Source organism: Psychrobacter sp. NC44, assembly GCF_904846655.1.
Lineage (GTDB): Bacteria > Pseudomonadota > Gammaproteobacteria > Pseudomonadales > Moraxellaceae > Psychrobacter.
On sequence record NZ_CAJHBN010000005.1, the window covers coordinates 84,735 to 105,722 of the forward strand.

The 20,988-nt window shown below is 42.8% G+C and carries 19 protein-coding genes and 1 pseudogene; 11 read left to right on the forward strand and 9 right to left on the reverse strand.

Annotation, left to right across the window (positions count from 1 at the left end; genetic code table 11):
• Window positions 1-360 precede the first annotated feature (360 nt).
• The 3 genes from JMX95_RS05430 to fhuB all read left to right on the forward strand — a co-directional run bounded on the left by JMX95_RS05430 (window position 361) and on the right by fhuB (window position 4,461).
• A complete protein-coding gene (locus JMX95_RS05430) occupies window positions 361-1,125 on the forward strand; it encodes an ABC transporter ATP-binding protein (RefSeq protein ID WP_201560285.1) in 765 nt (254 codons plus the stop codon).
• Window positions 1,126-1,384: 259 nt separating this feature from the next.
• Entirely contained in the window at window positions 1,385-2,296 is a 912-nt protein-coding gene (locus JMX95_RS05435) for an ABC transporter substrate-binding protein (RefSeq protein WP_227675980.1), read from the forward strand.
• Window positions 2,293-4,461: a Fe(3+)-hydroxamate ABC transporter permease FhuB gene (fhuB, locus tag JMX95_RS05440; protein ID WP_227675981.1), complete on the forward strand. Its 2,169-nt coding sequence runs from the start codon at window positions 2,293-2,295 to the stop codon at window positions 4,459-4,461. The genes JMX95_RS05435 and fhuB overlap by 4 nt, the downstream gene beginning before the upstream one ends.
• A gap of 154 nt (window positions 4,462-4,615) precedes the next feature.
• Here fhuB and JMX95_RS05445 read toward each other — a convergent pair whose 3' ends face one another.
• Complete coding sequence (locus JMX95_RS05445) at window positions 4,616-4,966, reverse strand: DUF3817 domain-containing protein (RefSeq protein ID WP_227675982.1); 351 nt, start codon at window positions 4,964-4,966, stop codon at window positions 4,616-4,618.
• A gap of 187 nt (window positions 4,967-5,153) precedes the next feature.
• Here JMX95_RS05445 and JMX95_RS05450 point away from each other — a divergent pair, with 187 nt between their 5' ends.
• From JMX95_RS05450 to JMX95_RS05460, 3 genes and pseudogenes are all read left to right on the forward strand, one after another.
• Window positions 5,154-5,804, forward strand: coding sequence for a glutathione S-transferase (locus tag JMX95_RS05450; protein WP_201560214.1), 651 nt, complete (start codon window positions 5,154-5,156; stop codon window positions 5,802-5,804).
• Between the two features lie 467 nt (window positions 5,805-6,271).
• Window positions 6,272-6,697: a hypothetical protein gene (locus tag JMX95_RS05455; RefSeq protein WP_201560215.1), complete on the forward strand. Its 426-nt coding sequence runs from the start codon at window positions 6,272-6,274 to the stop codon at window positions 6,695-6,697.
• Between the two features lie 165 nt (window positions 6,698-6,862).
• Window positions 6,863-7,180, forward strand: a pseudogene (locus tag JMX95_RS05460) (IS1595 family transposase); the annotation flags it as partial.
• A gap of 169 nt (window positions 7,181-7,349) precedes the next feature.
• Here the strand turns inward: JMX95_RS05460 and JMX95_RS05465 are convergent.
• The 3 genes from JMX95_RS05465 to JMX95_RS05475 all read right to left on the reverse strand — a co-directional run bounded on the left by JMX95_RS05465 (window position 7,350) and on the right by JMX95_RS05475 (window position 10,733).
• Complete coding sequence (locus JMX95_RS05465) at window positions 7,350-8,903, reverse strand: M16 family metallopeptidase (RefSeq protein ID WP_201560216.1); 1,554 nt, start codon at window positions 8,901-8,903, stop codon at window positions 7,350-7,352.
• 69 nt (window positions 8,904-8,972) lie between these two features.
• On the reverse strand, window positions 8,973-10,484 hold the full coding sequence (locus JMX95_RS05470) for a M16 family metallopeptidase (protein ID WP_201560217.1): 1,512 nt from the start codon (window positions 10,482-10,484) through the stop codon (window positions 8,973-8,975).
• A gap of 84 nt (window positions 10,485-10,568) precedes the next feature.
• Window positions 10,569-10,733, reverse strand: coding sequence for a hypothetical protein (locus JMX95_RS05475; protein WP_157908393.1), 165 nt, complete (start codon window positions 10,731-10,733; stop codon window positions 10,569-10,571).
• A 353-nt stretch (window positions 10,734-11,086) separates the two neighbouring features.
• Between JMX95_RS05475 and ftsY the strand changes: the two genes are divergently transcribed.
• Together ftsY and JMX95_RS05485 are read left to right on the forward strand one after the other, a co-directional pair.
• Window positions 11,087-12,511, forward strand: coding sequence for a signal recognition particle-docking protein FtsY (gene ftsY / locus JMX95_RS13835; protein ID WP_201560218.1), 1,425 nt, complete (start codon window positions 11,087-11,089; stop codon window positions 12,509-12,511).
• A 65-nt stretch (window positions 12,512-12,576) separates the two neighbouring features.
• Window positions 12,577-13,149: a methylated-DNA--[protein]-cysteine S-methyltransferase gene (locus tag JMX95_RS05485; protein ID WP_201560219.1), complete on the forward strand. Its 573-nt coding sequence runs from the start codon at window positions 12,577-12,579 to the stop codon at window positions 13,147-13,149.
• 101 nt (window positions 13,150-13,250) lie between these two features.
• Here the strand turns inward: JMX95_RS05485 and JMX95_RS05490 are convergent, their stop codons facing one another.
• Window positions 13,251-14,000, reverse strand: coding sequence for a YebC/PmpR family DNA-binding transcriptional regulator (locus tag JMX95_RS05490; RefSeq protein ID WP_045446423.1), 750 nt, complete (start codon window positions 13,998-14,000; stop codon window positions 13,251-13,253).
• Between the two features lie 400 nt (window positions 14,001-14,400).
• On the opposite strand from JMX95_RS05490, the gene JMX95_RS05495 reads away from it, so the two are divergent.
• Window positions 14,401-15,231 carry an ion transporter gene (locus JMX95_RS05495; protein WP_201560220.1) on the forward strand — a complete coding sequence of 277 codons (831 nt, stop codon included), beginning with the start codon at window positions 14,401-14,403 and terminating at the stop codon, window positions 15,229-15,231.
• 48 nt (window positions 15,232-15,279) lie between these two features.
• Here JMX95_RS05495 and JMX95_RS05500 read toward each other — a convergent pair whose 3' ends face one another.
• Together JMX95_RS05500 and aroQ are read right to left on the reverse strand one after the other, a co-directional pair.
• Window positions 15,280-16,581: an ABC1 kinase family protein gene (locus JMX95_RS05500; RefSeq protein WP_201560221.1), complete on the reverse strand. Its 1,302-nt coding sequence runs from the start codon at window positions 16,579-16,581 to the stop codon at window positions 15,280-15,282.
• Between the two features lie 134 nt (window positions 16,582-16,715).
• Window positions 16,716-17,252, reverse strand: a complete 537-nt coding sequence (gene aroQ / locus JMX95_RS05505; RefSeq protein WP_201560222.1) for a type II 3-dehydroquinate dehydratase — start codon at window positions 17,250-17,252, stop codon at window positions 16,716-16,718.
• Between the two features lie 477 nt (window positions 17,253-17,729).
• Here aroQ and JMX95_RS05510 point away from each other — a divergent pair, with 477 nt between their 5' ends.
• Window positions 17,730-17,945 (forward strand): cold-shock protein, encoded by a 216-nt coding sequence (locus JMX95_RS05510; RefSeq protein ID WP_011513806.1) that lies wholly within the window; start codon window positions 17,730-17,732, stop codon window positions 17,943-17,945.
• Window positions 17,946-18,237: 292 nt separating this feature from the next.
• On the forward strand, window positions 18,238-19,392 hold the full coding sequence (locus tag JMX95_RS05515) for a DEAD/DEAH box helicase (protein ID WP_045446437.1): 1,155 nt from the start codon (window positions 18,238-18,240) through the stop codon (window positions 19,390-19,392).
• 149 nt (window positions 19,393-19,541) lie between these two features.
• Here the strand turns inward: JMX95_RS05515 and JMX95_RS05520 are convergent, their stop codons facing one another.
• Both JMX95_RS05520 and ccoS read right to left on the reverse strand, forming a co-directional pair.
• Complete coding sequence (locus JMX95_RS05520) at window positions 19,542-20,444, reverse strand: sulfite exporter TauE/SafE family protein (RefSeq protein WP_201560223.1); 903 nt, start codon at window positions 20,442-20,444, stop codon at window positions 19,542-19,544.
• A gap of 208 nt (window positions 20,445-20,652) precedes the next feature.
• Window positions 20,653-20,949 carry a cbb3-type cytochrome oxidase assembly protein CcoS gene (ccoS, locus tag JMX95_RS05525; RefSeq protein WP_087815953.1) on the reverse strand — a complete coding sequence of 99 codons (297 nt, stop codon included), beginning with the start codon at window positions 20,947-20,949 and terminating at the stop codon, window positions 20,653-20,655.
• Window positions 20,950-20,988: the final 39 nt, after the last annotated feature.

Genomic DNA, 20,988 nt, shown 5'->3' on the forward strand with positions numbered 1-20,988 from the left:
AGATAGTCGTTACTGACGTTGGTACTAGATAGCTCTTTGGTGGTTAAAGAAATAAAAGCGACTAAAAATCCAATCAGCTTATATCAACTCATCGAAGTGTTCTTTATTGATATGAGTAATGGTTTGTGCGAGTTCAAAAATGATTAAGGTGATAAAGAATTAGGCTTGTATTTGAGGGTTACGTGTCACAGATAAAAGAAAATGGGTCGTATATATACTTACAAGTAACAGCGAACGGAAATAAAAAGAATGGTATTTTAAGTTAATGATAATTGTTTTTATTATCGTTTACGAGTAAAATCAGTTTTTATTGGCTGTCCAATATAAATACAACGATTTAAATTCATGATGAGTACCGATATGTTACGTGCAAACCAATTGACCATCAGTCGCCAAGGAAATACCTTACTAGACAATGTAAGCTGTGAGATTGATAGCAACCAATTGGTCGCTTTGGTTGGACATAATGGTTCAGGAAAATCGACTTTAATCAAAGCGTTGGCAGGCGAGATGATAAGTAGTGGCGGTAGCATCAGCTTGGATGAACGCCGTATCAGTGATTACAGTAGTAAAGAGCTGGCGCGACAAATGGCATATTTGCCACAGCAACTACCAGAAGCCGCTGGGTTTTCAGTACGTGAGCTGGTCATGCTAGGACGTTATCCGCATCAAAAATGGCTGCAAAAGCCCAACCAAATGGACAAAGATAAAGTAATAGAAGCCATGCGCATCACCCAAACAGAGGCGTTCGCTGACCGCATTACGGCCACGCTTTCAGGTGGTGAGCGTGCTCGCGTTTGGCTTGCTATGTGTCTGGCACAAGACACCAGATATTTATTACTTGATGAGCCATTAGCCGCGCTTGATATGCACTATCAGCTTGAAGTTATCCAGCTTATACGTCGTTTGGTGGATGAGCAGGGCTTGAGTGTGGTTATTATTTTGCATGATATTAATTTGGCCGCGCAGTATGCCGATCGAGTTATCGCCTTAAAAAACGGACGTATTTGCCATAACGGTGATATCGGCAGCACCATGCAACCGACAGTATTGCACAAGATTTTTAACGTAGATATGCAGCTGCTTAGTCATCCTATAACGGGGCAGCCAGTCGCCGTTGCCTAGTAGGGCATATCATCAATCTGAACGAAAATGAATAAGTAGGCTAAAAATGGTTAAATTTTTATGACCGTTGTTAAAATGAGGGCATGCCCTAGTATTTGCCTCATCTTTTTCATTTCTTATTTTCTCTTATTCGCGCAAAAGATAGGCCGCCATGTTTCCTGCTCTTTATAAATCTCTGTTCTCTTTAATAGCCATAAAATCTTTCATAAAACCTTGTATAAAAGCTGGCTCAAATCTCACTATCAGTAAATATAAGTGTTTGCCGCTCATAGCAAGCTTAACACTGACCACCGTGCTGACTGCCTGTCACCAACCAATAACGGCACAAAAAGACGCTCAAGTGGGCAATGCAGATAACACTAACATCAATATAGTCTCACCTGATTGGGGCAATGCGGCAACCTTGACCGCTATGGGTTACCCCCCGATAGCGACGGGTGATGTGAGGGTGTGGGACAGATGGGTAGGTACGCCTGAATTGCCAACCTCAATCATTGATTTGGGCATTCGCTATCAGCCTAATGCGGAATTGGTTGCCCAATTGCCTGTCGATTTGGTCGTCGATAACTTTTTTTATGAGCATGCCCGCAACCTCTATGGAGATGTGCCCTCTGAGTCGGTCATGTTCGCCGCTAAAGGTGATACTGCAATTTGGGCAGATTATACTGAGCCGACTCGTCAGTTGGGACAGCTAATTGATGAACCAGCCTTGGCTGAAAGCTATATTACAAAAAGTCAGAAAGATATCAAACTGGCAAGTGAGCGTCTGCAGCAGCGCTATCCAAAAGTAAAGAGATTTGCCGTTGTGCAGTTCGCTGATGCTAATAACATGCGCATGTATGTCAAAAATAGTTTGTTTCAGCCCGTGCTAAGTCAGATGGGCAAAAAGCTGGATGTATTAGGCAAAGGCAATCAATGGGGGTTTGTCCCCATTCGAATGGGAGACTTGGCTCAATTGGATAATGAGACCTGCCTATTAATCATAGACCCGCTGAGTCCGATAACCCGAGCTGAGATTAAAGACAGTTTGGTTTGGCAGCGTCTAGGCTATGGCGATGAGCGCTGCGTGGGTGAGCTGCCGCCCATATGGATTTATGGTGGCATGTCGTCACTGGTCGGTTTGGCAAATAATTTATCAATAGTGACATTAAAAGGTGGGGCAGCATCATGACTATCAATACTGCCGCACAGACTCATCACTCTCATACCAATAATACTACTGATTATGTCAAACCTATGACTTCACTTGCAGCGTCTCAGTCGCCCACATTGAAAACACCATCAGAGCAACACTCCAAGCTTATGCAAAAACCTCCCAATCCAGCACCAAAATTACCTAGGAAACTACCTTCGGTATTTGAGGATACATGGCGCATCTGGGCAGTAATGATTATCCTTGTGGTGTTGTCAGTATGGAGCACGTGGGCATTAATCGCTCAGGAGTGGACACGCCCGATCAGTGATTTGTTTATTCCAAGCTCGCAATTGGATATTATCAGTCTTGCGACGCAGCTGCATATAGTGGCGACCAGTATAGTAGCGCTATTGGCAGGTGGTCTGCTTGGGGTTGTCAGTATTTTGCTACAGCAATTGGTCAAAAACCCATTAGCGTCAGACACCACATTGGGCGTCGGCGTTGGTGCACAATTGGCCATGCTCATTGTGACCTTGTTTTTGCCAAGCTTAGCGATTTATGGCGGACTTTATGTGTCCTTTGTCGGCGCGCTTATTAGTATGGGACTGGTCTTTGCGTTGTCAGCACCTAGTCGTTTTAATCCGCTCATTTTAATATTGGCAGGCTTGGTGGTAAACATTCTACTTGCCGCCGTTGCCAATGTTTTGGTGTTGTTTTTTGCTGAACGTAGTAATGGTATGCTGTCGTGGGCGGCGGGATTTTTGGCACAGAATAGCTGGCATACCAGTACGATGCTAGCGATAACGGCCGTCGTGATGGCGGTTGTCTGTCTACCCTTGTTAAAACCATTAACCTTGATGAGTCTCGATGACTCACAAGCCAAGCGCTTGGGCGTGCCGATTATCGGTATCCGTGCATTGGTGGTGCTTATTGTGGCGGTTGTTACCGCTTTGGTGGTTAGCGAAGTTGGTCTAATTGGTTTTATCGGTCTTGGCGCTGCCAGTCTGGTTAATGCGTTGGGAGTTGCTTCTATTAGCAAACGTCTGCTTGCAGCCTTTGTCTTAGGGGCACTACTTTTATGGCTGACTAGCAATGTTGCTTTATTACTCGAACCCATACTAAATATGCAAATTCCAGCAGGGGCGATGACGGGTATTCTCGGTGCACCACTGATTATTTGGCTGATTTTGCGTCAGCGCCGCGAGCGGATAGAAACAGTGACTCCAATGCTAACGGGCAAGCATGCACCTGTGGCATGGTGGCGCTGGGGTATTGGCGTGGTAATGATAATTATGCTTGCCTGTGTTTTTGTCCAAGACGTCAGTGGTTGGGGACTAAGTACCGATTGGGCGATCACCCAGCAGTATCGGCTACCGCGCAGTTTGAGCGCTGCGGCAACGGGTCTGATGTTGGCCATCGCTGGTGTATTATTGCAAACGCTCACCCGCAACCCGATGGCAAGTCCAGAAGTATTGGGTGTGAGCTCGGGCGCGGCGCTTGGGGTTATCTTAGGGTTTTTACTACTACCAAGCTTAGGACTGTCTGCTGGCTCAGGCACGTTGTTGATCTCAGGATTATCAGGAGCGATGGCTGTATTATTGCTGGTTATTTGGCTGGCACGTAAGGTAAGCTCTGGCTATCTATTACTGGTCGGTATCGGTATTGCCGCGATGATGGATGGGGTGATGCACATGGTCAAGCTGTCTGGCGATCCACGCCTAGAAGCAATGCTTAGCTGGCTATCGGGAACCACTTATAGCGCTCAGCCTAGTACCGTGTGGTATCTTATCGGCATTGCTCTCATTTTATTTACCCTCAGCTTACTGCTTATCAAACCATTAAGAGTGCTTGGTTTGGGTACAGGGGTCGCTCGTAATCTGGGGGTGGCTGTGACGCCAGTCACGATTGCGCTATTGGCACTGGTGGCGGCACTAAGTACTGCCAGTACGCTTGCGGTTGGGCCATTGAGTTTCATTGGTCTAATGGTGCCACATTTGGCGACGTCACTCGGTGCGGTAAGGCTTGAGCGCCAATTGCCATTAGCGGCTTTGTTAGGCGCAGGGGTGATGGTAATAGCAGACTGGATTGGGCGTTATGTTATTTTCCCTTATGAGCTGCCTGCGGGTACGATTGCGGCTATCATTGGCGGCGCGTACTTTTTATGGCTGATTCGTAAAGTGCCAGTCGCAGTGAGTGGATAGTTTTTATGGGAAATTAATGACTGACGAATAACTATAATCAGCCATCATGATCAGTCATTAATACATACCGTCCAGCGCTTAAACAGCGCTATACCTTAAAATCACCAATGTTCGTCATATTCAGTAAGTCATTTGACATTACTTTGAAGGGGTTTTAAACTTTTTTATTCAAGCTCTTTTTTAATAAATGATCGAATATAAACGGACCAAGGGGTAAAAAGGATCCGAGTACCCCTGCTGGCATCGCCCAAAGCGGCATTTTTATTTTGGTGGTGGCTATCAACAGCATTAAAATATACGCGATGAACAATCCGCCATGAGCCATCCCTATGTAGGTGACCGCTTCTGCAATACCCATCATATATTTTAGCGGCATGGCGATGCAAAGTAGTAATAAAAAGGACGTACCTTCTAAGTAACCCATGATCGTAAGAATCTTTAATACAGAGTTCTGATCTTTTGTGAGATGAGGTGTCTCTGTGATAGTTGTCTGAGCCTGCGACACTATATCTTCCTTTTGTTTTATAATAAATAAGGTAAGGGTTTTTCAATGCCGCTATGATACTGGCTTTGTTCAATGCTTTGAAGTATTAATTTTACCAACCCTTAATAGAGATCAGTAACGAAACTAAATGACTCTTGATGTTAGTGACTCTAAGGCTGCTGATCTCGTTTTAACTGTGAAAAAATATATGACTGCTTACTCCCTTTCTTGTCTTTACTCTTTTCGTCGCTGTCCTTATGCCATGCGCGCGCGTCTCGGTCTGTTGTTTGCCGAGTTGCCGGTAGAGCTACGGGAGATAACCTTAAAAAACAAACCTGCGAAAATGCTAGCGATTAGTCCAAAAGGCACCGTGCCCGTTTTACAGCTCGCTGATGGTGTTGTGATTGAAGAGAGTCGGGAAATAATGGAGTGGGCGCTTGAACAGCAAGATCCACAAGAGCTGTTGAACCCTAAGACTTTGCATCAAGGTAATACGTTAATTGAGCAAAACGATCAGGAGTTTAAGCATTGGCTAGATCGCTATAAATATGCTGACCGTCATCTTGAAATGACCCAAACAGAATATCGGCAAAAAGGTGAAGCATTTCTACAGATTTTAGAAGCACTGCTTACTAAAAATACTTATTTGCTAGGAGACAGTGTGACCATTGCCGATATCGGTATTATGCCATTTGTCCGCCAATTTGCTCATGTAGATCGCGACGTTTTTTACAGTTTGCCTTATCCTAAACTGCAAATATGGCTAAAAAACTGGCTAGCGCATCCATTATTTATACAAGCCATGACCAAGTTTCAACCTTGGCAAGATGGCGATGAGCCAGTGATTTTCCCTTCTTAGTAAAAGTAGCTCATTCATTTCTTTGTAAATATTCCATCAATCAATTTTAGATATGTCTAGCAAGAATCCACGCGTCATTAAACAATTCCTAATAATGAGGGAGTTGTTTACCCTCATCATTTTGATAAACCTCAACAGTACTATTCTCAAAATAAATATCAATCTATGGCGGTTTGATAGCCGCTTTTCATAACCTTTGTATCAAAAGGGTTGAATACCTATTGTGTACACTTGTACTCTTAGGTTAGAATGAACATAAGTATATTGTTATATAAATATTCTTGAGTGAGCTCAATTACGAATTGATTGGCATGGTTGTGAAAGTAACTTTTATACGAGTGTGAATATAAGAGTGCGCAAACAACGAATCCACGTGCCAATTATAGTGACGCCGATGGCTTTGCTTTTTATATGCGATAACCACTTAATTCACCCCTAATCCCAACATTTACGAAGGACTGTGTGAAATGTTAAAAAGTGCCATTAAAGAGACTGAATTAGAAAAAATAGATATCATATTAGTAAAAAATATTTTAGAGATTGGTATTCAAGATGATTATGCTGACAAGATAGCGGCTGATTATATCGAGACGTTAGCCCGCGCAAAAAGTGATAAAAACAGTCTCTTATATAAATCATCTAAGGTAAAAGAGTGCTATAGACAGTCGGATCTGCATAAATCTATCAACCGTATTATTTATAAGATCGAGCCTTTAAGGGTTGCTATTATGCGTGAAGGCCTAGCATTGCAACAGGCAGTGGCTGAAGGCAATAAGGAGATAGCTGATGAGATTATTAAGGTTGTCGTTAGAATGAAGCTAGAAAAAAGTAAGCTTGAGAAAAATCTTAGCGCACTTATGGGTAACGTAAAAAAGCTTCAGCTCGCTAGCTAATAAATTAGGGCGTGTTGAACATTGGCAACGTCATCTAAGAAAGCTAAAAACCCTTTATGCTATGCGAAAAATAGTATAAAGGGTTTTTAGCTTTCTAACTTGCGACTTATTCATATGACATATCATATGAAATAGCTGTATTGTAAGTATTACAAGAATCAGATTACCCTAATGCCCGTTATTAAGCGTAAAATCAAGCCTGACAGCTTTGTTTATACTGATAGTTATCGAATTTACCATGCATTGGATGTGAGCGAGTTTAAACACCTCAGAGTCAATCACTTTAAAGAGTTTACTTGCGGTAAAAGCAATCACATCAATGGCATTGAGAACTTTTGGAATCAGTCTAAACGAACACTCAGAAAACATAATGGGATCGATAAGAAGCATTTCCATTTATTTTTGAAAGAGTGCGAGTTTAGGGCTAACTATGGCGCACCGTCTAATCAGCTTAAGATACTAAGAATATGGTGTGATATTTAATCCTTATCTATTACAGCCCCTTATTTTTTGTATGGACAACCCACTATCTACTTTTAGTACCACTCATAAACAGTGCTACTCATAATTTATTAAGACTCATAAAGAGTGCCAACCTATAAAGAAATGCTGGGCAATACTAAATAGTGTTGCCCAGCATTTCTTTGTGCGGCTATTTATTGGTCTTTTTATCTTTCCAAGGATTCTCTTGTCCAACGGTGACAATCAGGAAATCATCAGGTTTAAGGGTATCACGCATGGTTTGATTGACTTCTGATAGCTTTACTTGATCAACACGTTTGACATAATCAGTCAGATAGCTGTTTGGTAATTGATAAAAATTCATCATCCCAAGTAAGCCATTAATTCCTGCATTGCTCGCAAAACCCATCGGAAAGCTATTTTTAAGATTGTCCGTCGTTAAGCGCATCTCAGTGCTGGTGATACCTTTTTCTAAAGTGTCATTGATAACGTCTAAGCTGGCATCAATGGCCGCGCGCGCCTTATCATTGCGCGTTGAAAAACCGATTTGGTATGGTCCTCGTGCCAGCATGGGATTCATAGAGCCTGATATGCCATAAGTGTAGCCCAAGTTTTGTCTAATCTCAGTCATGAGTCGCGCATTAAAATCACCGCCCGCAAGTACCTCATTACCAACCGCAAAATTGGTTTGCTTCTGCTGAGACTGGGGATCGGTGGCACGCTTATCTCCCAATTGTCCCATGAGTACGGTGGTTTGAGTACTTGGAAAGGGGATATGAATGTGCTTTGCTTGGCTCAGTGGTTTGGGTTCAGGCAGCTCAGTTGCAGGCTGACCCTTCGGTAATTTGCTAGTGATATCTTCAGCAAGTTTTTTTGCTTGCTCTAAGGTTAGATTACCAGTGATGGCAACAGAGGCATTTGCTGCGACCAAATAGCGGTTTTTAAAATCTATTAGCTGTTGCTTTTCGATAGTAGGAACGCTTTCAAGTGTACCCGCTGATGGATGGGCGTAAGGATGCTCGCCATACAATGCTTCGCTAAATGCGATGCTAGCAAGGCTGTTGGGATCTTGTTTTTGCTGCTGCAAACCAACCAATAATCGTGCTTTATTACGTGCTAAAATGCTGTCGTCAAAAGCGGGTTCGCTGAGCATCTGAGTCATTAAATCAACGGCTGGAAGTAGATGCTTATCATCAGATAAGCTACGTAGCGACACAATAAACATGTCTTTATAAGCACTACTATTTAGATTGATACCCAAGGTTTCAACAGCGCGAGTAAATTCATTTTCGTCTAAGCGTTTAGAGCCTTGCGTCAACATAGTAGCAGTCATATTAGCAATACCAAAACCTGTGTTACTAATACTGCCATCACGGGCGCTACCAGCGTTAAAACGCAAGTCGATATCGACAATCGGTAAGGCTGTTGTTTGTACAAAACGTACGGGAACGCCTGCCTTGGTTTTGAACTGCTGAATCGTTGGGATGGTAACGGTTAACGGTTTATCATCGTCAAGGCTGGTTAGCTTTGATAATGCGGCAATCGGTGCGCTGGTATCCACTGCCGCAGAGCCACGATATTCTTCAGCACCTGTTGTGTTTGCTTGTGCTGTCATCGTCAACGTTGTTAGACCTAGCAAGATGCCAACACTAAGATGCGACAGTTTTTGCATGGTGGCGGTTGCTGATGGTATTGAGCTGCACGCTTTTTTTCTATTTTGCAACAAATTACTATTTTGAGTCATGGTTTTCTTCTTATAAATAAGGTCTTTATGATTGGCGCTTGTATCGAATAAAGAGCTAACACGGCACGATTATTTCTCTGTCGCTGCTTGGTTTTTAGGTGGGATGACATGCATCACTGTTAAATTGTCCTTTACCAAATACTTTTTGCTAGCAGCTTGTATGTCAGCAATCGTCACGCTATCGAGTTTGGTGGGCAATTTGGCAAGCAGCGTATCGTCAAGACCGATAGACTGTAATGAGCCAATCATCTGCGCTTGACCTTCCATACTGTCTTGCGCATAGACGAGCCCTGTGACCGTATTGGTTTTGGCACGCTCGATTTCATCAGCAGCGATGGGATCGGTTTTGAGCTTTTCTATTTCAGCCATAATGGCTTGTTGTGCTTGCTCTAAGCTGACACCTTCACGTGGAGTTGCTTGTATCAAAAACAGTCCATCGCCACGATCTAGCAAGTCATATGAAGTGCCCACTGTGGTAAGTAGACCTTGCTCGCGTATCAATCGACTCTCAAGGCGGGCAGAGAGACCACCGTCTAATACATCTTGAGCCAGTGAGAGCGCATAAGCTTGTTTTTCATTAGCTGCACCAGCAGTGACGAGACTGGGTACGTTATAACCTATTAACAATACTGGCACTTGTACGGCTTGCTCGGAGTCGACTTGCTGATAGCCACGGAAGCCTTTTTGACTGACGGCAGGACGTTTAGGTAGATCGCTTGGTGTTAGCTCCCCAAAGTAACGTTTGACTTGAGCCAACACTTCTTGTGGTTTAACGTCGCCAACGATGACTAACGTTGCATTGTTTGGTGCGTACCATGTTTTATACCAGTCTTTTAAATCTGTAAGGGTAATGGATTCAAGCTCATCCATCGGCCCAATAACGGATTCGCCTTTTGGACTATCCGGGAGCGCCAATAAGCGAAATGACTCATAAGCCTTGGCAAGTGGATTATCATCAGTGCGTTGGCGGCGCTCTTCCATGACCACTTGGTGCTCTTTGGTAAATTCCTGCTCATTAAAAAGTAGGTTTTTCATACGATCCGCTTCTAGCTCTAATGCCAAAGGAAAACGGTTGGCAGGGAATAGCTCGTAATAGCCCGTATAGTCGTAGCTGGTAAACGCATTATTGACGCCGCCAAATTTAGCAATCAATCGCTCATAGTCGTCGCTCGAAACGTTAGTAGTGCCTTTAAACATCATATGCTCAAGCAAATGCGAGATGCCCCCTTTATCCAGTGGCTCATCTGCTGACCCAACTCGATACCAGATTTGAGTCATTACCACAGGTGCGCGATGGTCTTCTTTTACCACTACCTTTAGACCGTTTTCTAATTGATATTCGTGTCGACCTGACATATCCATGGTCAATGCTGATGAGGGCTGAAAGTCTTGACCTGATTTAGCGGTATTTAGCCCATCTTTACCCAAGGTATTTTGAATGGCTGGCTTCTGAGCAGTCGACAATGTGTTGGCGCTGATAGTACTGGTTTGGCAAGCAGCAAGAGTCGTTGCTATTGCTAAGGCACCGGCAAGACGTAGAGAGGCGGTAGGTAAGGGCGACGGTGATAAAGGCAGTGGCATGGTATATTCTACTTATATAAAATGGCAACTTGTAAATTGATCAGTGGTTAGATCACTCTCAATACTAGCGATAGATAGCGGGTTTTATAAAGATTTATGTGCCCCAACCATCACACTGGCTGTTGGCTTAAATTCTTGGGTGGTATTACAGCCTGTCGCAGATAGTACTAGTGTCGCTACTAATAAAGCTGCGCTGATGCTGATTGCTTTTTTACCGTACGTTTTGTCAGTGTTAGATAGTGATGGCATAGATAATTCCTAAAAATGAGGGTTGAGTAATCGATAGTGAAGTAATTGGTAAGTTTTGGAATAAGGCTTGTTCTACAATAAACTCTGGTAGAGTAGGCGAAGTTTAGCATGTGTAAGGTCAGATTTTTGTTGCCAAACCTTAAGCGAAACTTTCTAAATAGATGGTATAACTTGCCAGATTTGCAAAAATTGACGATAGGCTATGATGGTAAGGTCTGAGCACAACTTGAATTATGATAAACTAGGCTAAAAATTGACTGTCGTGGGTCATGGCCCATGGCAAAAACATGACGATATACCGACCCATTTAAAATAATCAAATAACTGAACGTGATAACTTTTAGGGCAAGCTTATGAATAACTCCAATAATAGCAGTCGTGTAATCATTAATCTCGATGGCAATTTTGATGACTTAGATGACGATGATATTACCTTACCCAGTCTGCCTTCGCAATCTGTGCCCATTACCGATGAGAAAGAAGATGCAGGCTCTATCCAAGCGCCCAATGATAAAAGCATCGAAGATCAGCAAAAAGACAGCACGATAAACAAAGATGTCTCAAGTGCTGATGCGGCACAAAACATTGCTTTGGGTGCGCCAATTGTGAGGACAGAAGAGCAAAGCACGTCTAAAAACGCCTCTGAAAGCTTTATAAGCGCTTCATCAGCTGATAACGATAATAATAAAAATATTGATACTAAGCTTAGCACTATTTCTACTGCCCCAACCATGCCACTACAAGAGCAACTTGGCGATAGCCCAAATGTCAGTCCTGCGAGTAGTGCGGTACAAGTGACCACTCAAGCAGAAATCGAATCTACAGAGCTGCAAGAAAACAAGAAAAAAGGCAGCTGGTTTAACCGCATGAAAACGGGGCTAAGTAAGTCGCGTAAAAATCTTGCCGAAGGTATGGTCAGTATTTTGATCGGTGGCAAAGAGATTGATGATGAGCTATTGGAAGAAGTTGAAGATCAGTTATTGGTTGCCGATATCGGTGTCAATGCGACCAATCGTATTATCAAAAGTCTGACCGAACAGACAGACCGTGGTGATTTGATTTATGCGCATTCATTATATAAAGCGTTGCAAACTGAACTGGTTGATATTTTAACGCCAAAAGTCGCACCACTCATTATTGATACCAGCAAAAAACCTTTTGTGATTTTAGTCGTGGGTGTTAATGGTGTGGGTAAAACCACGACGATTGGTAAACTTGCCAAGCGCTTACAAGGCGAAGGTAAATCCGTTATGCTGGCTGCTGGCGATACCTTCCGTGCCGCTGCTACTGAACAGCTACAAATTTGGGGTGAGCGTAATAACATTCCAGTCGTCGCTCAAGGTCACGGCTCTGATAGTGCCTCTGTTATCTTTGATGCCATGCAGTCTGCCAAAGCAAAAAATATCGATGTATTAATCGCTGATACTGCTGGACGCTTGCAGAATAAAACCCACCTGATGGCTGAGCTTGAAAAAGTGGTACGCGTCATGCGTAAAGCGGATCCAAGCGCACCGCATGAAGGTATGATTGTCCTCGATGCTGGCACGGGTCAAAATGCGATTAATCAAGTAGAACTCTTTAATAAAGTCGTACCATTAACGGGTATTACCATTACCAAACTAGATGGCACTGCGAAAGGTGGTGTGGTCTTTAATATTGCTGAAACCACAGATGTGCCGATTCGCTATATTGGTGTTGGTGAATCGATCGATGATTTACGTGCCTTTAGTCCAAAACAATTTGTTGCCGCCTTATTTGAGACCGATGATAAAGAGTAGCGCTCGATAGGTTGTTTTAGTCGATGAACGATTTTTGAAAATATCATCATTTGAAAGGAAGCATCATGATAGTCACCACAGCCGCTTTTGGCGCACACCAGCTAACGTTAATTGCGAGTGTCAATGAGCATAGTAGCCCTAAGCTGGTAGAAGTCAATTGGCTGCTAGCAGGTGACTCTTGGCATAGCTCAAAATCCATTCCCAAACTTAAGAAACAATATGGGTTTGTCGATCAGAGCTTTACGTTTATCAATGAGGATAGCCTAAGCAAAAATGTGCCTGCCCAAGCGCTACTCATAGAGACTATAGCGCAATTAAAATCGTATTTTAAAGGTGATCGTCAGGTATTCGATTTGCCATTAGATATCAGCTTAGGAACCAAGTTTCAGCAACGAGTTTGGCAAGCGTTACAAGATATTGGCTATGGCAAAGCAATAAGCTATGCGACACTGGCACAAAATGTCGCTAGTCCCAAAGGGTTTCGCGCGGTTGCTAATGCTAATAGTAAAAATCCTTTTAGCATTATCGTTCCGTGTCATCGAGTCATTGCTAGCGATGGTAAGCTTGGTGGCTATACAGGTGGACTGGATAAGAAAACATACTTGTTAGCGCTTGAAGGTGTCACTTGCAAAACCTAGTAGGAGCGAAGCGTTCGTCACATATTGCTAAACAAAAAAAGCCAAACGTTTTAAACGTTTGGCTTTTTGATGTGTGAGACATAAAGGGTTGCGGGATAAAACTATTGCTCGAGCTGGGTCATTACGTCAGCAGAAAAGTTTACATTGCTATAAACCTCTTGCACATCATCGATATCTTCTAACATATCAATCATTTTCATGACTTTTAGTGCATCATCGACATTGTCTATTTCAGCACTGGTAGACGGTGCCATGGTCACTTCAGCATTGTCAGAGACCAAACCTGCAGCATTAAGCGCATCTTTGACGTGACCGAAATTTTCCCATTCAGTGATGACGAGCAAGCTTTCACCATCATTCTCGATATCAAGCGCGCCTGCATCTAATGCCACTAGCATGACTTCATCTTCTAGGCTTGTATCATTAAAGATGATTTCACCGCGCTTATTAAATAGATAAGCGACCGAGCCAGTAGTACCTAGATTGCCTTCATTTTTGGTAAAGGCGTGGCGTACTTCACTGACTGTTCGGTTAAGATTGTCAGTCAAGGTTTCGACAAGTACTGCGACGCCGCCGATGCCATAGCCTTCATAGCTTACTTCGTCCATATTGTCATTGTCATCACCGCCTGTACCACGAGCTACTGCACGGTTGATGGTATCTCGTGTCATATTGACAGATAGGGCTTTTTCAATGACAGCACGTAGGCGCGGATTCTTGTTAGGGTCAGGATCACCTTGCTTGGCAGCAGAGACAATTTCACGAATAATTTTAGTGAATACTTTACCTTTTACCGCATCCTGACGGGCTTTACGGTGTTTAATATTTGCCCATTTTGAATGGCCTGCCATATAACATCCTTAAGTTTTGCGTATTATTTATTGTGCTTAAAACAAGTGTTTAATAACAATCTTTTACTATGAGTATGTCATGAATAAGAGTATTTATACATTTTAAGATTTTTCAATCTGCATGATGACACACCTCATATCACCTGTTTCTATAATATAGCTTGCACTATCTCTTTGAAGTAACAGAGCTACCGACACGTTAACGATTTGTATTTTGTTGAGAGTGCTTTTTTGCTACACTGTGGCAACTTAGTGATTGTATTCACATGTGACCTGTGAACAATATTATAAACCAATTTTATCTATTTTGACTAACTTGGCCTTATCCAGCGTATTTTAAATCATTGGTTGCCATCAAGCCATTATTTTATATCGCTACTGACTCGATACTACTGACTATATGAAGCAACCGACGGCTGAAGCCATTACCCACCTGCGTAACCGCATTCATATTATTATTGAAGGCACAGATACCCGTTTGGGTAAAATTTTTGATATTGTATTATTGATTGCGATTTTGACCAGTGTGGCTGTGGTCATGCTGGACAGTGTGCTATACATGCGCCTGCAATATGGCACTATATTCTTTTATGCTGAATGGTTTTTTACCATTTTATTCACGATAGAGTATGCGCTCAGGTTGTTTTCAGCGCCTAACCGCGTGCGTTACGTCTTTAGTTTTTTTGGGGTAGTCGATTTATTGTCTGTGCTGCCAAGTTACCTAAGCCTCATGTTTGTGGGGGTACAGTATCTATTAGTGATACGGGTTTTGCGTATTTTACGTGTGTTTCGCGTACTCAAGCTCAAAGCTTATATGCAACAAGCGGGATTTTTGGCCTCGGCGCTTAAAACCAGTCAGCAAAAAATCACGGTATTCTTTTTGTCGCTGGTATTATTGGTCACGATTTTCGGCTCGATTATTTACGTGGTAGAAGGCCCTGAAAATGGCTTTACCAGTATTCCGCTGTCTATCTACTGGGCAGTCGTCACCATGACCACGGTCGGTTACGGTGATATGTCACCCAAAACACCGCTAGGTCAAGCGATTGCGAGCATGGTCATGATTACGGGTTATTCGATCATTGCAGTGCCAACGGGGATTTTTACTTCTGAGCTGGCACGTAATATGCGTCCGCAACTCAATCCCGTCACCTGTCCTAATTGTGGCAAGTTCGGTCATGCCATTGCAGCAGAATTCTGTGATCGTTGTGGACACGCTTTGCATATTTAGCCGTGTTTGTGCGTTGTCTGCTTTCGTAAATATGTATATTTTATATCGTTATACATCAATGTATTCACTAACGAGTGGTGATAAGTCAATCTCAACACCGAGGTTGACTAAGTTCCAGTATTGTCCTGACACTGTGCGATCTAGCATCATGGTGGTTGCAGAAGGTTGGAATTGACCAAAGTACTTCAACGACGTCCGCATTTGAGCAATGACTTCGTGATGAACCTGACTTTGACCAAAATCAAAAGCGCCTTGTTGATAAGGTTGAATAGACAGAGGCTTTAGCCCAATGGATAGCCATTTCTCATAAAACTCTCCGGGGATATTTTTATCGTCATCACGGCGAATATCAAGAGCGATGAGGTCCTGCTCAAGGGCAGTCACATCTCCTTTAATGGCATGCTTGGCAAAACGGCGGAACAATTGAACTTCGCTGTCACTATAGCTACGGATGCCGCCAAAATCATAAGCCACCACACTGCCATCTTTGCGAAAGGCAAAGTTGCCGGGATGTGGGTCACAGTGCATACGGTATAAGCCAAATAGTTGTCCTGCGGTAAAGTGGAACAGGCGCTTGGCTATGTGTTGTTTGATGTCATTGTCCCAAGTCGCCGCGACGGTTAGGGTTTCTCCCATCTCTTCTGTTAAGGTTAAAATCCGTTTAGAAGAGTGGCTGCTAATGACTTTAGGAATAATAAGACCTTTGTCTTCTGCATGAAATGCGCCAAACACTCGTAAGTTATGCGCTTCTTTAATATAGTCCAATTCATCGTGTAAACTTTGGCGAATCTCGTTAAATAGTTGCTCTTGCAACTGTTTGCTCATATTGAGCACACCCGCGATTTTTAGTGCCATGCGTACTTGTTTGAGGTCACTATCACAGTTTTCATCGACATCAGGATATTGGACTTTAACCACCACTTTTTGACCAGATGGCAAAACGGCTTTATGCACTTGACCGATGGAAGCCGCCGCAAACGGTGTTTCTTCAAATTCGCTAAATAATTCTGCGACAGGCGCTTTAAGCTCGCGCTCGATTTGTGCACGTATCTGCGAATACGGCATGGGCGGCGCATCTTTTTGCAGCTTTTCTAGCGCTGTCGCTACTTCTGGTGGGAACACGTCTTTATATTGCGAGGCAATTTGCCCGACTTTCATCACCGCGCCTTTCATTTCACCCAACGTTTCGGCTATCTGAATGCCCACATCTTGCATCAGCTCTGAGCGTGCTTGCAAACGTTTTTCTTCGTCACTTGAGAGGTGCTTAAATGAGTTTTTAGCTGCTTTGCCGGCAATGCTTGCTGTCATGCCAGCCAATTTCATAAAGCGCTTTCCAGACGATTTTGCCATTCATATCACCATGTAGTGGGTTGTTTGCTCAGTCATAATTTTAGTATTTTAGTCAAACAATTGCTGTTTAACTCGTGTGCTATTGATAAAGTATAGTTATACAATTCATGATTGTCGGTAATCAGGATTAAGCATTAATCGCTGATTGTGACAGAGTAGAGGCTATCAAGCCAGTAGGACAATGCCATTTGATAACCCAGATGCCCCAAACCACAAATAACACCGACGGCGACATCGCTTAGATAAGAATGATGGCGAAAAGGCTCGCGCGCATGCACATTGGATAAGTGTACCTCGATAAACGGTTTTTGTGTGGCCAAGAGCGCATCACGTAACGCAACCGAGGTATGAGTAAAGGCGGCGGGGTTAATGATAATGGCATCTACTTGCAGCGCTGTCTCCGCTAAAAGTCCATGATATTGGATGTCATCTATCAGTCTACCTTCATGATTGGATTGTATACATATTAATTCAATACCGTGCTGAGCTGCACGTGCGATCAGACGTTCCTCGATATCTGCTAGTGTCGTATGACCATAAATTTCAGGTTCGCGCTTACCCAATAAATTCAAATTGACCCCATTAACCAGCAATAACTTATGAGTGAGTGTTTTATCGGCATTTTTCTTTGAAGGCGTGACGGTTGGTATAGACTGAGAAGGCGAGGTCATAATGGTCTCTATAACGATGAAACGAGGTTGAGGATTTATTATTTGTTATAAGGTTTAGATACTGTATAAGCATGAAATGGCATAAGCGTAAAATTGCACAGTTTAATCAAACCTTTCTCTTTATGATAACAGCTTGATGACGAGGTTATAAAAAAATTACATGAAAAATAAAGCTAAAGCCAAAAAATCATGTTAAAAGTCTTTATGTTGCTAAAAACCCGTGCTATGATATTTTTTATGCAATAATTATTGCAAGTTTGTTGCTACTGCCGAAGTAGAGCAATCAGTAAGACGGTCGTTATGTTTGTAAATACTCACTATGTTGCTACATACCGTTATTTGCTATAGATGCGGTATGTAGGTGATAATAGTTAGTATAGTACTCTTAAGTTTTTGATTTCATCATCTTAGATCCCGTTTATATGCAATGTTGCAAAGGAATTTGGGGCTAAGCGGACTTTTTTAGGAAGCAATATTATGTCAGCTCGTGAGCAAGGTATCGTTAAGTGGTTTAATGACTCAAAAGGCTTTGGCTTCATTCAACGTGACAGCGGAGAAGATATTTTTGTCCATTTCCGCGCGATTCAAGGTGATGGCTATCGTTCTCTAAAAGATGGCGAAAAGGTCGAATTCAGTGTGGTAGAAGGTGATAAAGGTCTTCAAGCTGAAGAAGTCAGAAAAGTAGAAGAGTAATCTATCCAGTCATTAGAGCGGTTTAGCTATAATGTCTGTAGACACTACTGATATACTACTGAGTCAAGCCCGTTTTATCTTACCCATGTTGAGTCAAAATCAGCATGTTTGGTGGGATTAGGCGTTAGGCTTGGCTTTTTTTATGCCCGTATCTCAGTCAGCTATATATAGATTTCATATTGTTGTTGCTGCTTAATTTAGACAGCAATATAACGGGTTATCATGAGCCTATTTATCATGAGTCTACTTATTATTAGTAATGAACAAGTGATTAATTTAAAAGGATATTTTTTTGAGTAATTTTACCACGTTTACTGATTTGCCACTTTCAGCACCGACCTTACGTGCCGTAAGTGATCTAGGTTTTACGGCATTAACGCCCATACAAGCACAAATATTACCGCATACCTTGGCAAATCAAGATGCTATTGGACAGGCGCAGACGGGTACTGGCAAGACGGCAACCTTTCTATTGACTATTATGGAAGCCTTACTTAAACGTCCTTTTACCAATGATGAAGAGCGTTATTTGGGTGAGCCGCGCGCAGTGGTCATGGCGCCCACTCGCGAGCTTGCTCAGCAAATATTTGATGATTGTATCGCTTTGACCAAATATACTTCGCTACACAGTGTTTGTATCATGGGCGGCACCAATTATGAGACTCAGCAGCATGAGCTTGAGCGTCAATATGTCGATATTTTAGTAGCGACACCTGGTCGTCTAATTGATCTTGCCAATAAAGGCATGGTCTATTTAGATCGAGTGGAAGTACTGGTGTTAGATGAAGCAGATCGCATGCTAGATATGGGTTTTATCCCTGACATCAAGCGTTTGGTCGGTCGGATGCCAGCCAATACAGACCGTCAAAGCTTACTGTTCTCTGCCACCTTCAACCAAGATGTGATGAATCTAGCCTATCGCTGGTTGCATGAGCCGCAGTTTGTTGAAATAGAGCCAGAACATAAAACCAGTGAGTTAGTCGATCAGCACTTTTATTTACTGACAGAAGATCAAAAATTAGAAGCGTTGCAGCGTATCATCAGTGATACGGCAGTGGATAAAGTGATTGTCTTTGCCAATCGTAAAGACCAAGTCAAGCGTCTGTATCATAAGCTGCGTCAAGCGCATAAAATTGTGATGTTGTCGGGCGATGTCATTCAACAAAAACGTGAAAAGTATCTACAGCGCTTTAAAGATGGTCATGCTTCTGTCTTGGTGGCAACTGATGTCGCAGGACGCGGTATCCATGTCGATGATGTTAGCCACGTGGTTAATTATACCTTGCCTGATCAGCCAGATGATTACGTGCATCGTATTGGTCGTACGGGTCGTGCTGGACAAACAGGCATCAGCATTAGTTTTGTGAGTGAAGATGATGCTTTTAATATACCCGCGCTAGAGAAGCATTTAGATACTAAGTTTACCCTTGAGCAGTGGCAAGAGTAGTGATTTATAAGCCGTCAGTTCTACTATAGTGTACAGCTGTCGGAATCATAAAAGCCCTCAACATCATGATTGATGTTGAGGGCTTTTTTATATGGCAGATTTTGATGTTAAATGATTTCATATTTTAACAATATCTATTGTCGATAATTCTATTGAGCTTGTTCCATCATTTCAGAATGTTCATCGTGGTTCATGTTGATCGCGCCATCACTCATATCATGCATACTATGATCTATACCTTGGGGAGTTGTGCTGTTATCAGTTGGCATCATATGATGGCTGCTGTGATCCATATTTGTATCCATCGGCATATCCATCATTTCTGAATCGCTCATTTGCATATGATCGCCTTGCATATTGAACATATCATGCCCACCATGCATGCTAGACATTGCTATAGGGACAAACACAACGGCTAAGCCAGATAATACCATGACAGCGCCATTAAGCTGTCTCAAGCGAAAACGTCCAATCTTGTCACGTAACCAACCAACGGTTTCGTGCGTGGCGACTAGCATCGGTACGGTTCCTAAGCCAAACACAAACATGAGTGCAGCACCGCTTAGTGGATTGTGAGCGACTACTGCAATCAATAATGCACCGTAAACCAATCCGCAAGGCAAAAATCCCCAAAGCAGTCCAGCCGTTAATGCTCGCGGAAAGGTATTGAGTGGAAATACTTTTTGACGAAGTGGGCTGAGATATTGCCAAAATCGCATACCAAAACGCTCAAGATTTTTTAAAAATGGTGCGCCAAGCATGGTCACGCCGACGAATACTAACACCAAGCCTAGCAAGATACGTGGCGTACTATTACCTTTCATTAAGGGCTCTAGTACAGTGGTGCCAATCAGTCCTGCCATCAAACCCAAAAATGCGTAACTGGTCAAACGACCTAAATGGTAAGTTGCCACAAGAGCACGGCGTTTGGTCGGGCTGACGTCTTTCATCGATAGCCCAAATGCTGTCACCAGACCGCCACACATGCCTAAGCAATGCGGTGAACCAAAAAAGCCCATCAGTAGTGCCGCAATAAGTAAAGCGGTGGTCATGGGGCGATTCTCCTAAAAAACGAAAAGCAAACCTACACATAAAATCGGCATTTAACCAACACTTAACAGTAGGCTGCGCAGATAGTACAAGCCTTGATAAGTGGTTATGGCATCCACCTCGTTCAATGTACTAAGTCGTACTATTTGCGCTCGGTTGCCATATATTCACACTTTCAATAGCTTCTACTATAGATAAAGTGGCTCAATGCTAGATTTTTGGCTGTTTATCAAGGTCAGCATGATCAATTGACTCTATATCAGGATGGCTCACCTTATCATCAGCGACTATATCAGTCACTGTGGTATCGTCATTCTGCGAAATAGGCGCTGAGTAATCATGAGCCTGTATGGTCTGCCGTCGCTCTTGGCGATCATCCAATATGATGCGCTGTGATGCATTGTCCAGATCTTCAAACTGATTTGATTTGACCGCATAGCGTACCGCCCAAATGGCAACCACAAACAGCATGAGACTTAATGGAATTAACAAAAATATACTGAGCATGGTAACTCTCTTAAATAGCATTTTCTTTTATTATTATAC

Coding starts and splice junctions, on each gene's coding strand:
- JMX95_RS05430 (WP_201560285.1), top strand. CDS start 361: ATGTTACGTGCAAACCAATTGACCATCAGTCGCCAAGGAAATACCTTA.
- fhuB (WP_227675981.1), top strand. CDS start 2,293: ATGACTATCAATACTGCCGCACAGACTCATCACTCTCATACCAATAAT.
- JMX95_RS05450 (WP_201560214.1), top strand. CDS start 5,154: ATGACTGCTTACTCCCTTTCTTGTCTTTACTCTTTTCGTCGCTGTCCT.
- JMX95_RS05455 (WP_201560215.1), top strand. CDS start 6,272: ATGTTAAAAAGTGCCATTAAAGAGACTGAATTAGAAAAAATAGATATC.
- JMX95_RS05465 (WP_201560216.1), bottom strand. CDS start 8,903: ATGACTCAAAATAGTAATTTGTTGCAAAATAGAAAAAAAGCGTGCAGC.
- JMX95_RS05470 (WP_201560217.1), bottom strand. CDS start 10,484: ATGCCACTGCCTTTATCACCGTCGCCCTTACCTACCGCCTCTCTACGT.
- JMX95_RS05475 (WP_157908393.1), bottom strand. CDS start 10,733: ATGCCATCACTATCTAACACTGACAAAACGTACGGTAAAAAAGCAATC.
- ftsY (WP_201560218.1), top strand. CDS start 11,087: ATGAATAACTCCAATAATAGCAGTCGTGTAATCATTAATCTCGATGGC.
- JMX95_RS05485 (WP_201560219.1), top strand. CDS start 12,577: ATGATAGTCACCACAGCCGCTTTTGGCGCACACCAGCTAACGTTAATT.
- JMX95_RS05490 (WP_045446423.1), bottom strand. CDS start 14,000: ATGGCAGGCCATTCAAAATGGGCAAATATTAAACACCGTAAAGCCCGT.
- JMX95_RS05495 (WP_201560220.1), top strand. CDS start 14,401: ATGAAGCAACCGACGGCTGAAGCCATTACCCACCTGCGTAACCGCATT.
- JMX95_RS05500 (WP_201560221.1), bottom strand. CDS start 16,581: ATGGCAAAATCGTCTGGAAAGCGCTTTATGAAATTGGCTGGCATGACA.
- aroQ (WP_201560222.1), bottom strand. CDS start 17,252: ATGACCTCGCCTTCTCAGTCTATACCAACCGTCACGCCTTCAAAGAAA.
- JMX95_RS05510 (WP_011513806.1), top strand. CDS start 17,730: ATGTCAGCTCGTGAGCAAGGTATCGTTAAGTGGTTTAATGACTCAAAA.
- JMX95_RS05520 (WP_201560223.1), bottom strand. CDS start 20,444: ATGACCACCGCTTTACTTATTGCGGCACTACTGATGGGCTTTTTTGGT.
- ccoS (WP_087815953.1), bottom strand. CDS start 20,949: ATGCTCAGTATATTTTTGTTAATTCCATTAAGTCTCATGCTGTTTGTG.